18 protein-coding genes are annotated in these 14,809 nt (G+C 69.6%); 6 read left to right on the top strand and 12 right to left on the bottom strand.

From position 1 onward, the window contains the following. Window positions 1-94: 94 nt before the first annotated feature. From DMC18_RS03890 to DMC18_RS03900, 3 genes are all read right to left on the bottom strand, one after another. Window positions 95-1,447 carry an AarF/ABC1/UbiB kinase family protein gene (locus DMC18_RS03890; RefSeq protein ID WP_110119432.1) on the bottom strand — a complete coding sequence of 451 codons (1,353 nt, stop codon included), beginning with the start codon at window positions 1,445-1,447 and terminating at the stop codon, window positions 95-97. A gap of 155 nt (window positions 1,448-1,602) precedes the next feature. Then, window positions 1,603-3,393 carry a M3 family oligoendopeptidase gene (locus DMC18_RS03895; protein WP_110119431.1) on the bottom strand — a complete coding sequence of 597 codons (1,791 nt, stop codon included), beginning with the start codon at window positions 3,391-3,393 and terminating at the stop codon, window positions 1,603-1,605. Window positions 3,394-3,611: 218 nt separating this feature from the next. Beyond that, window positions 3,612-3,977 (bottom strand): MmcQ/YjbR family DNA-binding protein, encoded by a 366-nt coding sequence (locus tag DMC18_RS03900; RefSeq protein WP_110119430.1) that lies wholly within the window; start codon window positions 3,975-3,977, stop codon window positions 3,612-3,614. Window positions 3,978-4,180: 203 nt separating this feature from the next. Here DMC18_RS03900 and DMC18_RS03905 point away from each other — a divergent pair, with 203 nt between their 5' ends. After that, window positions 4,181-5,641 (top strand): sigma-54 dependent transcriptional regulator, encoded by a 1,461-nt coding sequence (locus DMC18_RS03905; RefSeq protein WP_110119429.1) that lies wholly within the window; start codon window positions 4,181-4,183, stop codon window positions 5,639-5,641. Here the strand turns inward: DMC18_RS03905 and DMC18_RS03910 are convergent. The 3 genes from DMC18_RS03910 to DMC18_RS03920 form a co-directional block, all read right to left on the bottom strand. Beyond that, window positions 5,638-6,141: a hypothetical protein gene (locus tag DMC18_RS03910; RefSeq protein WP_110119428.1), complete on the bottom strand. Its 504-nt coding sequence runs from the start codon at window positions 6,139-6,141 to the stop codon at window positions 5,638-5,640. The two genes, DMC18_RS03905 and DMC18_RS03910, sit on opposite strands and share 4 nt — an antisense overlap. Window positions 6,142-6,212: 71 nt before the next feature. Beyond that, window positions 6,213-6,554 carry a hypothetical protein gene (locus tag DMC18_RS03915; RefSeq protein ID WP_110119427.1) on the bottom strand — a complete coding sequence of 114 codons (342 nt, stop codon included), beginning with the start codon at window positions 6,552-6,554 and terminating at the stop codon, window positions 6,213-6,215. 51 nt (window positions 6,555-6,605) lie between these two features. After that, window positions 6,606-6,875: a DUF2312 domain-containing protein gene (locus DMC18_RS03920; RefSeq protein ID WP_058348015.1), complete on the bottom strand. Its 270-nt coding sequence runs from the start codon at window positions 6,873-6,875 to the stop codon at window positions 6,606-6,608. A 192-nt stretch (window positions 6,876-7,067) separates the two neighbouring features. On the opposite strand from DMC18_RS03920, the gene DMC18_RS03925 reads away from it, so the two are divergent. Further along, window positions 7,068-7,424 carry a hypothetical protein gene (locus DMC18_RS03925; RefSeq protein WP_110119426.1) on the top strand — a complete coding sequence of 119 codons (357 nt, stop codon included), beginning with the start codon at window positions 7,068-7,070 and terminating at the stop codon, window positions 7,422-7,424. 67 nt (window positions 7,425-7,491) lie between these two features. On the opposite strand, the gene DMC18_RS03930 is transcribed toward DMC18_RS03925, so the two are convergent. From DMC18_RS03930 to DMC18_RS03945, 4 genes are all read right to left on the bottom strand, one after another. Beyond that, window positions 7,492-8,118: an HAD family phosphatase gene (locus DMC18_RS03930; protein WP_110119425.1), complete on the bottom strand. Its 627-nt coding sequence runs from the start codon at window positions 8,116-8,118 to the stop codon at window positions 7,492-7,494. Then, window positions 8,118-8,243, bottom strand: a complete 126-nt coding sequence (gene ykgO, locus DMC18_RS03935; protein ID WP_110119424.1) for a type B 50S ribosomal protein L36 — start codon at window positions 8,241-8,243, stop codon at window positions 8,118-8,120. The genes DMC18_RS03930 and ykgO overlap by 1 nt, the downstream gene beginning before the upstream one ends. A 151-nt stretch (window positions 8,244-8,394) precedes the next feature. Next, window positions 8,395-8,799, bottom strand: a complete 405-nt coding sequence (locus DMC18_RS03940; RefSeq protein WP_158285857.1) for a DUF805 domain-containing protein — start codon at window positions 8,797-8,799, stop codon at window positions 8,395-8,397. A gap of 24 nt (window positions 8,800-8,823) precedes the next feature. Continuing rightward, window positions 8,824-9,240 (bottom strand): hypothetical protein, encoded by a 417-nt coding sequence (locus DMC18_RS03945; RefSeq protein WP_110119422.1) that lies wholly within the window; start codon window positions 9,238-9,240, stop codon window positions 8,824-8,826. Between the two features lie 112 nt (window positions 9,241-9,352). Here DMC18_RS03945 and DMC18_RS03950 point away from each other — a divergent pair, with 112 nt between their 5' ends. After that, window positions 9,353-10,651 carry a lytic murein transglycosylase gene (locus tag DMC18_RS03950; protein ID WP_110119421.1) on the top strand — a complete coding sequence of 433 codons (1,299 nt, stop codon included), beginning with the start codon at window positions 9,353-9,355 and terminating at the stop codon, window positions 10,649-10,651. A gap of 151 nt (window positions 10,652-10,802) precedes the next feature. Here the strand turns inward: DMC18_RS03950 and DMC18_RS03955 are convergent, their stop codons facing one another. Beyond that, window positions 10,803-11,258 carry a chemotaxis protein CheW gene (locus DMC18_RS03955; protein ID WP_199228406.1) on the bottom strand — a complete coding sequence of 152 codons (456 nt, stop codon included), beginning with the start codon at window positions 11,256-11,258 and terminating at the stop codon, window positions 10,803-10,805. A 154-nt stretch (window positions 11,259-11,412) separates the two neighbouring features. After that, window positions 11,413-12,135 (bottom strand): GGDEF domain-containing protein, encoded by a 723-nt coding sequence (locus DMC18_RS03960; protein ID WP_110119418.1) that lies wholly within the window; start codon window positions 12,133-12,135, stop codon window positions 11,413-11,415. A 272-nt stretch (window positions 12,136-12,407) separates the two neighbouring features. Between DMC18_RS03960 and purE the strand changes: the two genes are divergently transcribed. The 3 genes from purE to DMC18_RS03975 are packed head-to-tail and all read left to right on the top strand — an operon-like array spanning window position 12,408 to window position 14,704. After that, window positions 12,408-12,899, top strand: coding sequence for a 5-(carboxyamino)imidazole ribonucleotide mutase (purE, locus tag DMC18_RS03965; protein WP_110119417.1), 492 nt, complete (start codon window positions 12,408-12,410; stop codon window positions 12,897-12,899). A gap of 4 nt (window positions 12,900-12,903) precedes the next feature. Beyond that, window positions 12,904-13,998, top strand: a complete 1,095-nt coding sequence (locus DMC18_RS03970; RefSeq protein WP_110119416.1) for a 5-(carboxyamino)imidazole ribonucleotide synthase — start codon at window positions 12,904-12,906, stop codon at window positions 13,996-13,998. Between the two features lies 1 nt (window position 13,999). Further along, window positions 14,000-14,704: an aspartate/glutamate racemase family protein gene (locus DMC18_RS03975; RefSeq protein ID WP_110119415.1), complete on the top strand. Its 705-nt coding sequence runs from the start codon at window positions 14,000-14,002 to the stop codon at window positions 14,702-14,704. Window positions 14,705-14,809 lie beyond the last annotated feature (105 nt).

Consider the following 14,809-nt stretch of genomic DNA (forward strand, 5'->3'; position numbering starts at 1 on the left):
GCAGACCTGAGCCGATCGGCAAAGGTCTGAGGGGGCGAACGATGGGCCCTGGGCACAAGGCCCAGGGAGGCGAAATGTTTTGATCTTGAGGGTGCTAGGAAAGACCAGCCGCCCCCAGCACCGCCTTCTGCCGCTCCGCCAGCCCATCTTCCGAGAACCCCTCCAGCGAGGCCTCGAACAGGGCGCGCCAGTTGTGGCGGGCGCCCAGGTGCAGGAAGGCCGCGCCCAGGCCGATGGCGGCGCGGTCCATGAACACGAACTCGCGCGGGATGACGACGCCGCCCACCGACTTGAGCGCCTGGCGCACCTTGAAGGCCTCGCGGCGGCCGTACTCGCCGGGCGGCGTGTCGTCGGCCACCGTGCGCACCCGGTCGTCCAGCAGCGGGCCGTAGATGAACCTGGCCCAGACGTTCAGCACATCGACCAGCTCGTCGGTCAGGTTGGCGAAGCCCCAGCTGCGATAGGCCTCCATCTGGCCGGCGCGGTCGTCCTCGGAGAGGGCGCGGTAGAGCCGCACCACCCCGGCCACGAAGCGCGGCGGGAACACCCGGATGCAGCCGAAGTCGAGCAGGTTGAGGTGCGCCGCGCCGTCCTCGCCGCCGCCGAAGGTGTAGTTGCCCAGGTGCGGGTCGCCATGGATGACGCCGATGTGGGTCATCGGCCCCCACCAGGCCTCGAACAGCAGGGCGGCGATGCGGTCGCGGGTTTCTTGGCTAGCGCCCTTGAAGGCCATCAGGCCCTGGCCGTCCAGCCAGGTCATGCTGAGCAGGCGCCTGGTCGACAGCTCGGGGACGGGCAGGGGCGTCCTGATGTCGTCGCGGCCGGCGAAGAAGCCGCCATAGACGGCCATCATCTTCGCCTCGCGCTCGTAGTCGAGCTCCTCGCGCAGGCGGTCGCCGATCTCCTCGATCATCTCGGTCGGGTCGATCGAGCCGTCCATCCGTTTGAGCAGGGCGATCAGGGCGCGCAGCTGGCCAAGGTCGCTTTCGACGGCGCTCTGCATGTCCGGGTATTGCAGCTTCACCGCCAGGGCGCGGCCGTCGGGGGCCGTGGCGCGGTGCACCTGGCCCAGCGACGCGGCCGCGGCGGCCTCGTGCTCGAAGCTTGCGAACCTGCTGGCCCAATCGGCGCCCAGCTCGGCGGCCATCCGGCGGCGCACGAACGGCCAGCCCATGGCCGGGGCGTTGGTCTGCAGCTCGGCCAGTTCCTTGGCGAACTCGGGCGGCAGCAGGTCTGGCACCGTGGCGAACATCTGGGCCGCCTTCATCAGCGGACCCTTCAGGTTTCCCAGCGCCGCCTTCAGCGCCTTGGCGTTGCGGGCGCTGGCGTCGTCGCCGGCGAAGACGCGGTTGGCGCCGTAGCTGACGGCGGCGCCGGAGAGACCCGCGCCGACCTTGGCGAAGCGGGCCAGGCGGCCGGACAGGCGGTCGCGTTCTGGGTCAGACATTCAGACCCTCCCCCTGAAGGGGGAGGTGTCGGCGAAGCCGACGGAGGGGGACGTGTCTGTTGAATCCGGAGCGAGGTGAAGACCGAAGTCTCTTCCCCCTCCGGCGCTCCGCGCCACCTCCCCCTTCGGGGGGAGGGTCTCCGTGGCCTGCCTCCTCACACCAGCGCCTCGAACTCGTCCACCAGCCGCTCCAGCTGCCGGCAGCCCGCCGCCCAGAAGGCCTTGTCGCGCGGGTTGAGGCCGAAGGGCTTCAGGGCCTCGACATAGGTGCGGGTGCCGCCGGCGGCCAGCAGGTCCTCGTACAGCGGCGCGAAGGTCGCCGGATCCTCGCGGCGCTTCTCCATCAGGCCGCGCACCAGGAGGTCGCCGAACGCGTAGGCGTAGACGTAGAACGGCGCGTGCACGAAGTGGCTGACATAGGCCCAGTAGTGCTCGTAGCCCTCATTCAGCACGACGGCCGGACCCAGGCTCTCGGCCATCACCTCCAGCCACAGGCCGCCGATCTGGTCGGGCGACAGCTCGCCCTCCTGACGGGCGGCGTGGAATCTGCGCTCGAAGCGGTGGAAGGCGATCTGGCGGACGACAGTGTTGAGCCCGTCCTCGATTTTCCCTGCAAGAAGCCCCTTGCGGTCGGCGGGCGTGGCCTCGGCCAGCAGGCGGTCGAACACCAGGCCTTCGCCGAAGATCGAGGCGGTCTCGGCCAGGGTCAGGGGGGTGTCGGCCAGCAGGGTGCCCAGCGGCGCGCACAGGGTCTGGTGCACGGCGTGGCCCAGTTCGTGGGCCAGGGTCAGCACGTCGCGCCGCTCGCCCATGTAGTTCATGAAGACGTACGGATGGCGGTCGGCGGTCACCGGGTGCGAATAGGCGCCCGACTGCTTGCCGGCCCGGGGGCGTGCGTCGATCCAGGGCTGGGTGAAGAAGGTCTCGGCGGTGTCGGCGAACTTCGGGGCCAGGGCCTGGAAACTTTCCAGCACCACCTCCCTGGCCTCGCCCCAGGGATAGGTGCGCGGCTGGGCGGCGTCGAGCGGGGCGTTGCGGTCCCAGTAGTCCAAGCTCTTGCGGCCCATGGCCTTGGCCTTGAGCGCATAATAGCGGTGCGACAGGCGCGGATAGGCCTCGACCACGGCCGCTTCCAGGGCGTCCACCGCGTCGGCGTCGACCTCGTTGGCCAGGTGGCGCGAGTGGGCGGGGTCGTCGTAACGCCGCCAGCGGTCCTCGACCTGCTTTTCGAAGGCCAGGGTGTTCATCACCAGCGCCTGGGTCGAGGCGCGCTCGTGCAGGGCGTGGGCCAGGCCGTCGGCGGCGGCCTTGCGGCGGCGCACGTCGGGATCCGACAGGCGGTTCAGCGCCTCGGGCAGGGTCAGCTGCTCCTTGCCGACCTTGGCGCTGAGTTTGGCCAGGGTCTCGTCATAGAGCCGCACCCAGTTGGCCACGGCCGGACCGCGATCGACGAGGTAGCGCTCGAGCTCGGCCGACAGCTCGTGCGGCCGCGACAGGCGCAGGCGGCGCAGCCACGGCGTCCAGCGGCGGGCCGGTTCATGGGCGTCCAGCGCCGCGTTCAGCTCGGCGTCCTCCAGCTGGTTCAGCTCCAGCGAGAAGAACAGGCTGTCGGCGGCGATCTGCGAGGAGCGGGCGCGAAGATCGGCCTCGAACTTGGCCCAGGCCGGGTCGTCGCGCGCGGTCGAGGCGGCCAGGCCCGCATAGGCGCCCACGCCCCACAGGCCGTTCGTCGCCTCCTCATAGAGCCGGACCCCGCGATCGAGCAGCTTGCCCAGCCGCCCGGGCTCGCCGCGCGCTTCGAGGAACATGCCCTCCAGCGAGGCCAGTTCGTCGTTGGCGGCCTTGGCGGCGGCCAGGTCGGTCTCGATCCTCGGATCCTCGCGGCCGGCATAGAGGTCGGCGAGGTTCCACTCGGGAAGGGCGTCGGGCTTGAAGGGCGCGTTCATGGCAGGAAGGGATATGGCGTCTGGCGGGGATGAAGCAATCGGGAAGGGTGGAAATCCCCTCTCCCCCTGCGGGAGAGGGTGGCCTCGGAAGGAGGTCGGGTGAGGGGTTGAAGGTCGGGGCCGCTGCGGAAACGTGTCAGCTCGCGCGATGGTTCAGGTCTGAGAGACCCCTCATCCGTCGGCTACCGCCGACACCTTCTCCCGCAAGGGGAGAAGGATCAGGAATACCGTTTCACCAACCCCTTCGGCGCCACCAGCGTCCAGGCCGTGCGCAGCAGGCCGGCCAGCTCGTCCGCGTCGATCTTTTCCAGCCGCACCAGCACCGCCGGATAGCCAAGGTAGTGGGAGTCGTCGAAGAAGCGCTCGGGGGCGGCCTCGATCAGCATCTGCTTGGTCTCGATCAGGCAGCGCACGGCGATGACGCCGGGCACGAGCACGCGTTTGGCCTTCGGCGCGGGACGGGCCAGATAGCCCCAGGCCAGGCCCTTGCCGGCCACCTCGTAGGCGACCTGCTCGCCGTTGAGCGCCTCGGCCACCTCGGGCAGGGCGGTCGCCAGGGCGCGAAGGGTTTCGGCGTCGACCATGGAAAGATGAAGCGCTTTTCTCCCGCCCCGCGCAACGGGCGAGGAGCGGGTTTGGTCAAATAGCGTAAACCGTTGTTAAGGCTCGCTGTTAAGGTCTGCGACACCTCTCCGAAAGCCGGTGTTTACCCCCGTGCTGTACCACTCTGAACCAACAAGAGCCTCGCTCCATGTCGGGCGCGGCCGGTTCTGGTGGATGGCCTTCAATGACCAAGACGGTGCTCGTCGTCGACGACGATCCGACCCAACGTCGACTGATCCAGGCGGTGCTGGAGCGCGAAGGATTCGCCGTCTCCCACGCCGAAAGCGGCGACGCGGCCATGGCCCATCTGGCGGCCGGGGCGCCGGCCGACGTGATCCTGCTCGACCTCGTCATGCCCGGCCTGCCGGGCCAGGAGGCGCTGAAGGAGATGCGCGCGCGCGGCTACGCCCAACCGGTGATCGTGCTGACCGCCAGCGGCGGCGTCGACACCGTGGTCAAGGCCATGCAGGCCGGCGCCACCGACTTCTTCATCAAGCCGGCTTCGCCTGAGCGGATCACCGTGTCGATCCGCAACGCCCTGTCGATGGGCGACCTCAAGGGCGAGGTCGACCGACTCAACAAGCGCGTCTCGGGCCGCACCACTTTCGCCGATCTGATCGGTTCCTCGCCGGCCATGACCATGGTCAAGCGCATCGGCGAGCGGGCCGCCAAGAGCTCGATCCCCGTGCTGATCACCGGCGAGAGCGGCGTCGGCAAGGAGCTGATCGCCCGCGCGGTGCACGGCTCGTCGGATCGCGCCGGCAAGCCGTTCGTGGCCGTCAACTGCGGCGCCATTCCGGAAAACCTCGTCGAGTCGATCCTGTTCGGCCACGAGAAGGGGTCCTTCACCGGCGCCTCCGACAAGCACTCGGGCAAGTTCAAGGAAGCCGACGGCGGCACCCTGTTCCTCGACGAGGTCGGCGAGCTGCCGCTCGACGTCCAGGTCAAGCTGCTGCGTGCGCTGCAGGAGGGTGAGATCGACCCGATCGGCTCCAAGCGCTCGGTCAAGGTCGACGTCCGCATCGTCTCGGCCACCAACCGCGACCTGTCGGCCGCGGTGAAGCAGGGGCTGTTCCGCGAGGACCTCTATTACCGCCTGAACGTCTTCCCGGTGGAGGCGCCCAGCTTGCGCGAGCGCCGCGAGGACATCCCGGCTCTGGTGGAGGCCTTCGTGCGCCGCTTCAACGTCGAGGAAGGCAAGCGCGTGGTCGGGGCCTCGCCCGAGACCCTGCAGATCCTCTGCGCCTTCGACTGGCCCGGCAACGTGCGCCAACTGGAGAACGCGGTCTATCGCGCCATCGTCCTGGCCGACGCGCCCTACCTCCAGCCCTACGACTTCCCGGCCATCTCGGGGGTCATGGCCCCGCCGCTGGAGGCCTCGCCCACCGAGGCCCTGCCGGAGATGATCCAGGCCGCCGCCGTCTTCGCCGACGGCCCGATCGGCGAGGCGCCCGTGCGCATCCTCGACGGCCACGGCCACCTGCGGACCCTGGAGGAGATCGAGCGCGACCTCATCCAGCACGCCATCGAGGTCTATGCCGGCCATATGAGCGAGGTGGCCCGCCGCCTCGGCATCGGCCGCTCGACCCTCTATCGCAAGGTGCGCGAGCAGGGCATCGACGTGGACGTCAAGGAAGCCTCCTAGGAGGCTTCCGCCGCGGCCTTGCCCGCGCCCCACCGCGCCACGAGCGCGATCGGAACGCCCACCAGCACCAGGTGGGCGCCGAGGTTGTTGATGAAGCGCGGCCAGGCGAAGGCGGACGGCGGGGCCACGGCGCTGAGCGGCAGCACCCCGTAGTTCATCACGACATAGGTCGCCGCCCCGTAGGCCAGGCCCATCAGCAGTGGCCGACGGACCAGCACCGGCAGGCGGCGCGCGGCGGCGACGTAGAGTCCCGCCATCACCGACATGATGAAATAGTGCAGGACGAGGCCCAGGGCCGCCGTCGCGGTTCCCCCTTGGAACGCGGCCTTGCCCAGCAGGCCGCTGGCGATCGACTGCAGGATCCGCTCGGGCGAAACGCCCTTGGTCACGGCCCAGAAGGTGAAGGCGTCGGTGATGTCGAGCGTGCCGGCGACCAGCGTCGCCACGGCGATGACGAGCACGAGCGGACGCGCGCCGGCGGCGCGGCTGTCTGTGGTCATTGGACGGTTCCTCCCCGTTCCCGGCGGCGAGGCTATTGCGGAGAACGGCGTTCGGCAATCTGGGGCGAGGTTCAGTCCTCGGCCTCTTCCGCCGTCTCGGGTTCGGGCTGGCGGCCGCGGCGGGAAAAGCCCTTGCCGCGCTGCATCGGCTTGCGCTCGCCCTTGGCCTTGGCGGTGATCTCTTTGAGCTTGATGGTCTGGTTGACCGACAGGGCCTGGCCGGCGCCGCCTTTTTCGGGGTCGCCGAACGCCCGGCCGTAGGTCTCGATGCGCTGGGCGACCGAGCCCAGGAACTCGCCCTCCCAGTCGGAAAGCTCGATCCCGCCCCTGTCGGCCATCCGCTTGGCCTTCTTCAGGGCGTTCAGCGCGGCCTTCTTGGCCTGGGTGCGAGGATCGGGCGGCTTGGCGCGCATGAGGCCCAGCCTAGCAAAAAGGCCCTCTCCGGGGAGAGGGCCTTTTCAAAATCAGATCTCGCCGATGGCCGAGAGGTAGAGGTCGAGGATGGCGTCCTCTTCCTGGCGCTTGGCGCGGTCGGTCTTGCGCAGGCGGACCACCTTCTTGAGCACCTTGACGTCGAAGCCGTTGCCCTTGGCTTCGAGGTAGACTTCCTTGATCTGCTCCATGATCTCGGCCTTCTCGACCTCGAGGCGCTCGACGCGCTCGATGATCGACTTCAGCTGGCCCTGGGCGGTGGAGTTCAGAACGTCGGCGTGCGGGATGGCGTCGTCGGCCATGGAGATCTCTCGCGAAAAGGGCTGGAAACTGGAGGCGCGGAAACTAGTTCGGGACGCGCCCGAGGGAAAGCCGATTCAGAGCGGGAAAGCTCGTCCTGGTCTTTCTGGCAAGCTTGACTGGCGCGGCCGCCGTCAACGACAATCGTGATTGTCGCCGAGCGCCTCCATCGCCTCGCGCGACATGGGGGTGTCATGTTCAAGAAGCTTCTCCGCGCCGCGGTCTGCGCCGCAGTGCTGTCCGCCGGTTCGTTTCAGGCCGCCCAGGCCTCGGATATGTCGAGCTACGAGTCGATCGGCGAGATCCTGATTCTCAACGGCGGCGTCGTGCTGTTCTTCACGGGTACGGTGTCGCGTTCCGCAACGCCGTCCTGCCACACCATGGCCGGCCGCTGGGCGTTCGACGCCAGCACGCCCGCCGGTCAGGCCAAGCTTTCGGCCCTGATGACGGCCTACGCGATGAAGAAGAAGGTCAAGATCCTCGGCCTGTCCGCCTGCAACGTCTGGGCCGATACCGAGACGATGAACTACATGGTCCTCGAACCGAACTGAGCCGCGGGGCGCTCGCCGACGGCGCCGCCGCCGCTATCGCCAACCACAGGGTGGCGATAGCGGTTGGCTAGGCCTGCGGCAGCAGCCCGTGCGCCTCGACCACGGGACGCAGGGCGGCCGGGTCGACGAAGTGGTGGACGTGGAAGCCCATCGCCCGCGCCGCCTCGATGTTGGCCGCGCTGTCGTCGACGAAAAGCAGATCCGTGGCCGAAAGGCCGGTGCGCTCCAGGGCGATCTCGTAGATCCGGCGCTCGGGCTTGATGGTGCGTTCCTCGGCCGAGACGACGGCGTCGCGGAAGTGGCGGAAGACCGGGCTCATGGTCTGCACGCCGGGCCAGGATTCGCTCGACATGTTGGTCAGGGCGAACTGCGGCACGCCGGCGGCGGCCAGGTCCTCGATCAGGGATTCGGTCTCGGGGATCGCGCCGGAGAACATCTCGTCCCAGCGCTCCCACCAGGCGGCCAGATGCTGCGCGTGCTCGGGGAACCGAGCGGCGCGCAGGGCGATGTTCTCGCCGAAGGTCAGGCCCCGGTCGGTTTCGCTATGCCAGTCCAGGGTCCCGACATGCGAAAGGAACCGGTCGAGATCGGCCGGTTCCTTGAAGATCTTCGCGTAGAGCGTGCGCGGGTTCCAGCGCACGATGACATTGCCGACGTCCCAGAGCATGGCCCTGGGAGACGCAGGCAGGGTCATCAGCCCTGCTTGGCCTTGAAGCGCGGGTCGGTCTTGTTGATGATGTAGATGATGCCCTTGCGGCGCACCAACTTGCAGTCGCGGTGGCGACCCTTCAGCGACTTCAGCGAGCTGCGAACCTTCATGACCGTCTCTGTTTTCAGCGGAGAGGTTCGGGCGCGCCAAGAGACTCGCCGGAACATCCGGATGTTTCGGAGGGCGTGCGTATAGGCAAGACCTGGGCGAGAGTCAATCGACCTGGGGCCTTTCGCGCGCGGCGTTTGCGCGCTGTGGCTCTCAGGCCTCCGCCTTGGGTCCCGCCAGGGCCGGCTTGAACGACAGGCCCTTGGGCGGCGGCGGTCCGAAGCGGTTGTCAGCGGCCTTGCCGGGCAGGGCGCCCAGGCAGGCCAGCAGGCCCGCCAGCAGCAGCACGGCCACGCCCAGGGCGCTCTGATAGGGCTGGGGCGACAGGACGAAGCCGCCGCCGAAGATCAGGGCCGTCTCGGCGATGAAGAAGCCGCCGGCCCACCAGCCGCTGCGTCCCAGGTCGTGCAGGCGCGGCACGGCGGCGATCAGCAGCACCACCTGGGCGGCGGGCATAGGCCGCTTGAACACGACGCCCGAGATCAGGGCCGCGGCGATGGCGACGCCGACGATGATCCAATAGGTGGCGCGGTTGATCCGGCCCTTCAGAAGTTGCACGGCGATGGTCTCCTGGACGGGCGGTCAGCGGCGCAGCGGCGCGACGCTCAAGATGCGCTCGGCATAGAGCCGGCTTTCGGTGTCGTGCAAGTAGGCCTTCGGCCTGCGCTCGACGGCGCGGCGTCCCTCGAAGGCCACCACCACCCTCACGCCCGCCTGCGGATCGCCGCCCAGCGCCTTGATCCGCCGTTCGAGTTCGGCGCAGGCGCGGGGCGCGCACTCCAGCCATTCCGGCTCGGCCGCCGCTGGAGGATCGCACGGCGCGTTCTTGGCCCGGCAGGCGGTCAGGGTGCTGTTTTCCCAGTTACTGAAATAGACGCCGGTGATGCGCTGCGACGGACCGTAGGCGCGGCCCTCGACAACCAGCCGGTCGCCCGCGAGCGCGGAGCCCGCGGCGAGCAGGGCGGCGCACGAAAGCAGGGCGGGGAAGACGATCCTCATGGGGTCAGCCTGGCACGGCGGGAGTCAGCTTGACCATGCCCGAAAGGGAACTCACCGCCTCCTGGCGTCCTTGTGATTGAAGCTTTCGCACGAACCCCGGTAGCCTGCCCGCATGGATAAACGCGTATTCCTCGTTCTGCTGCTGGCCGGCTGCGCCGACACGACCGTCAACGCGCCGCTGGCGCCGTCGACCCCGGTCGCCCCGCCGCCGAAGGTCTCGACGCCCGCCGCCCCGACCCAGCCGAGCGCCGTCACGGCGGTCGAGACCGGCGGCCAGGTCGCCGCCTTCAACGCCTGGCTGGCCGACTTCAAGCCCCGCGCCGTCGCCGCCGGCGTGCCGCAGGCGGTGGTCGATCGCGAGCTGGACGGCCTGACGCCGAACCCGCGCGTCATCTCGCTGGACGGCCGCCAGCCGGAGTTCTCCAAGCCGGTCGGCGACTATATCAAGGGCGTGATCAGCGACGACCGCGTGGCCGTGGGCCGCGCCAAGCGCGACAGCCTGCCGTTCCTGCCGACCGTCGAGAGCCGCTACGGCGTGCCGCGCGACATCCTGCTGGCCGTCTGGGCGATGGAATCGGCGTTCGGCAAGATCCAGGGCGACTTCGACGTCGTCCGCTCGATGGCCAGCCTCGCCGCCGACGGCCGCCGCCGCGCCTGGGCCGAGGGCGAGCTGATCGCGGTGCTGAAGATCATCGCCTCGGGCGAGGACCGTCGCGACCAGCTGAAGGGCTCGTGGGCCGGGGCGATGGGCCAGACCCAGTTCCTGCCGTCCAGCTATCTCTCCACCGCCGTCGACTTCGACGGCGACGGCCGCCGCGACATCTGGGGCAGCGACGCCGACAGCCTGGCCTCGGCCGCCAACCTGCTGGCCAAGGGCGGCTGGAAGCCGGGCGTCGGCTGGGCCAAGGAAGTGATCCTGCCGGCCGGCTTCGACTACAGCCTGGCCGAAGGTCCGCGCGAGGTTCCCTCGTGGTGGGAGGCCAAGGGCGTGAAGAGGGCCGACGGCCTGCCCTGGACGGCCGCTGACGCCGCATCGCCCGCGGGGCTGATCCTGCCCGCCGGCGCGGCCGGTCCGGCCTTCCTGGCCCTGCCCAACCACTTCGCGATCCGCAAGTACAACAACTCCACGTCCTACGCCCTGGGCATCGGCCTGCTGGCCGACCGCTTCGGCGGCGGGGGGCCGCTGGTCGCGCCCTGGCCGGTGGAGCAGCCGCTGTCGCTGGCCGACCGCATGGCCGCCCAGATCGCCCTGGCGCGCCTGGGCTTCGATCCCGGTCCGGCCGACGGCGTCATCGGCGCGGGCACCCGCAAGGCCCTGCGCGCCTGGCAGCAGAGCCGCCAGCTGCCGGCCGACGGCTACCTGTCGTCGGACATGGTGGTGAAGCTCAAGGCCCAGGCGGCCATTTCGTGAGACGCGAAAGACCCTCCCCCTGAAGGGGGAGGTGGCCCGAAGGGCCGGAGGGGGAAGTCCCCGCTGAAAATGCAAAAGCCGACGGCGTGGGATGTCACATCCCCCTCCGTCGGCTTCGCCGACACCTCCCCCTTCAGGGAGAGGGTTTAGATCAGGCCGCCTGGCTGACCTGCGGCGGGAAGACGTCGTCCATGCGCAGATAGGTGATCAGGCGGGTGTCGACCGACAGGATGGCCTGCACGAAGCGCAGTTCGTCGGCGCCCATGTCCGGGGCCGGCTGCAGGTGGTCGCGGGTGATGGTGAAGGTTTCCGACACGGCGTCGACCAGAATGCCGGCCAGGCGGTCGTGGCACTCGACGACGACGATGACGTGGCGGGTTTCCGGGACGGTGACGCCCAGGCCCAGGCGGTTGCGCAGGTCGATGACCGGCATGATCGCGCCGCGCAGGTTGATGACGCCCTTCAGGAAGCCCGGCGCATGCGGGATCGGGGTCGCCGGGGTCCAGCCGCGGATCTCGCGGACGGTCTTGACGTCGATGCAGAACTCCTGCTCGCCGATGCAGAAGGAGATCAGCTCCAGGGCCGGTTCGGCTTGGTCGGTCATCAGGAAATCCCCGGGAATTGGAAGGCTTGCGCGGACGTCTCCGCTCGCCTGCCACAAGAGCCCGGGCGCCGTTTAACAACGGTTAATGCTGAAGTTTTCCGGTAGTTTTCGGGGCGAGGCGGATTGTCGCGGCCTCGTTATGCCCAAGGAACGGGCGTCAGCTCGCCGCGCGCAGGCGCTTCTTCAGGAACATGGCCGCGTCGGCTTCGGCGAGAGCCGTCTCCGGCTCGGCGTTGGTCTCGATCTCGCGCACGCCGAACGAGACGTGCAGCGGGGCGCTCCATTCGCCGAACTGGACGGGCGTGTTGCGGATCGCGCCGGCCAGGCTTTCGCCCTTCATCTCGGCGGTGGCCTTGTCGGCCTGGACCAGCAGCACGGCGAACTCGTCGCCGCCCATGCGGCCGACGATGTCGCTTTCGCGGACATTGGCCAGCAGGCGCTCGGCCACGGCCTTCAGCGCCGAGTCGCCGGCGGCGTGGCCGAAGCGGTCGTTGACGGCCTTGAAGTTGTCGAGGTCGAAGAACACCAGGCTGGCCGGCGAGCCGTAGCGCTGGGCGAAGGACGAGACGCGGCGCACCTCGCGCAGGAAGGCGCGGCGGTTCAGCACCGGGGCCAGCACGTCCATGTCGGCCAGGGTCTCGGCCTCGGTCAGGCGATACTTCAGGCGCGAGACTTCCGAGCGAAGATCGTCGATCTCGGTCATCAGGGTCTGCAGGGCGGCCTGCACCTGGGGCGTCAGGTCGGCGGGCTCCAGACCGAGGAATCCGGCCTTGTCGACGGCCACGCTGCCGCGCGGCGCCGAGGACACGCCAGCGGCGTCGGCGAGCGCCCGGCGGCGGATCGCGGAGAAGGTTTCGGTGCGGGCGCCTGAGATCTTCATCGGAGGTGCAGCGAATCACTTTCGGTCAAGCTGAATGGAAATCTGCGTTTTCTCGTTAACCATGACAATGGCGGGCCGGGGCCGGCGCCAATACGCCGCAGGCAAGGGGCGGGGCGATCCGGGCGCGCCCCGGGCGCGCCAAACTCCGCGCAACCTGCGGAAGCGACATGAAAAACGTCCGAGAACGGGCTTTGGCCTGGGGAAGCGACCCGCTATAAGGCGCGCGATTCAAGGGGCCGCCCTGGCGCCTTCGTCGTTCTAGGAAGACGCCGATGACCACGTCCGCGCCGCCTGTCGCCATCGTCATGGGCAGCCGCTCCGACTGGCCGACGATGAAGAAGGCGGCCGACGCCCTCGACGAACTGGGCGTCGCCTACGAGGCCAAGGTCGTTTCGGCCCACCGCACGCCCCAGCGCCTCGTCGAATTCGCCACCGGCGCCAAGGCGGCCGGCTACCAGGTGATCATCGCCGGGGCCGGCGGCGCGGCACATTTGCCGGGCATGGTGGCGTCGATGACGCCGCTGCCGGTGCTGGGCGTGCCGGTGCAGTCCAAGGCCCTCAGCGGCCTCGATTCCCTGCTTTCCATTGTACAAATGCCCGGCGGTATTCCCGTGGCGACCCTGGCCATCGGCGAGGCGGGCGCCAAGAACGCCGGCCTGCTGGCGGCGCAGATCCTGTCGCTGGCCGATCCGGCGCTGGCCGCCCGCCTGGACGCCCAGCGCGCGGCCCAGACCGACAGCGTCGCCGAAAGCGTCGAGGACTAAGATCATGACCGCCTCTCCGGCTCTTCCCCTGCCCCCCGGCTCCACCCTCGGAATCCTCGGCGGCGGGCAACTGGGCCGGATGCTGGCCCAGGCCGCCTCGCGGCTCGGCTTCGACGTCGTGATCCTCGATCCCGAGGAGAACAGCCCGGCCGGCCGCGTCGCCGCCCGCCAGATCGTCGGCGCCTATGACGACCGCTGGGCGCTCAAGCGCCTGGCCGAGGCCTGCCAGGTCGTGACCTACGAATTCGAGAACGTGCCGGCCGACACCGTCGCCGAGCTGACGGCCCTGGGCTGCGAGGTCGCGCCGGGCGCCGCCGCCCTGGCCGCCGCCCAGGACCGCGTGGTCGAAAAGACCTTCCTGGCCGAGATCGGCGTGCCGACCGTGGCCTTCGCCGCCGTCGACGACGAGGAAAGCCTGCTGGCGGCCGTGGCCAAGATCGGCGCGCCCAGCCTGCTGAAGACCCGTCGCGAGGGCTATGACGGCAAGGGCCAAGCCTGGATCCAGCGTCCGGGCGACGCCGTGGCGGCCTTCGAGAAGATCGGCCGCCAGCCGGCCATCCTCGAGGCCCCGGCCGATTTCGGCCGCGAGCTGTCGGTGATCGCCGCCCGCGGCCGCAACGGCGAGATCGTCTGCTATCCGCTGTCGGACAACCACCACGAAGGCGGGGTCCTGCGCCGCACGATCGCCCCGGCCAAGGCGACCCCGGCCGAGCGCGACCAGGCCGAGGCCATCGCCGCCAAGATCCTCACCGCCCTCGACTATGTGGGCGTGATCGGGGTGGAGCTGTTCGAACTGGCCGGCGGCAAGCTGCTGGTCAACGAGTTCGCCCCGCGGGTGCACAACACCGGCCACTGGACCCAGGACGGCTGCGAGGTCGACCAGTTCGAGCAGCACATCCGCGCCGTCGCCGGCTGGCCCCTGGGCCCGACCGCGCCCCTGGCCCGGGTGGAGATGACCAATCTGCTCGGTCCCGAGGTCGACGCCTGGAAGAAGCTGGCCGCCGAGCCCGAGACCCGCATCCACCTCTACGGCAAGGGCGAGGCCCGCCCCGGCCGAAAGATGGGCCACGTCAACCGCCTGCGGCCGCTGGAGGGCTGAGGTGGGCGGTCAGGTCACCATCGGCCTGATCGGCGGCATGAGCTGGGAAAGCTCGGCGCACTATTATCGACTGATCAACGAGGCGGTGCGGGCGCGGCGCGGGCCGACGGCGTCGGCCCAGTGCCTGCTGTGGTCGTTCGATTTTTCCGAGATCGAGGCCCTGCAGCACGCTGGCCGCTGGAGCGAGCTGGCCGAGCGGCTGGTCGAGGCCGGCAAGGCGCTGGAGCGGGGCGGGGCCGATTTCCTCGTGCTGTGCACCAACACCATGCACCGCCTGGCCGCCGAGCTTCAGGCGGCCGTCGACCTGCCGCTGCTGCACATCGCCGACCCGACCGGCGCGGCGATCCAGGCGGCGGGCCTGCGCAAGGTCGGCCTGCTGGGCACGGCCTTCACCATGGAGCATGCCTTCTATCGCGGACGGCTCGAGGAGCGGTTCGGGCTGGAGGTGCTGGTTCCTGAGGCGCAGGACCGCGCCCTGGTCCACCGGGTGATCTACGAGGAGCTGGTGGCCGGCGTGGTGCGCGAGGAGGCCCGCCAGGCCTATCGCGAGGTCATCGCCCGGCTGGTCGCGGCCGGCGCCGAGGGGATCATCCTGGGCTGCACCGAGATCATGCTGCTGGTCGGGGAGGGCGACAGCCCGGTCCCGGTGTTCGACACCACGACCCTGCACGCGCTGGCGGCCGTGGAGCGGGCGCTGGGCTCCTAAGCCCTTCTCCCCTTGCGCGAGAAGGTGTCGGCGAAGCCGACGGATGAGGGGTCTCTCAAAAGCAAGACGCGGCGCCCGGTCGTTCCGCTGTCGCGGCGGATAGGG

It is taken from the genome of Caulobacter sp. D5 (assembly GCF_003185805.1).
Lineage (GTDB): Bacteria > Pseudomonadota > Alphaproteobacteria > Caulobacterales > Caulobacteraceae > Caulobacter.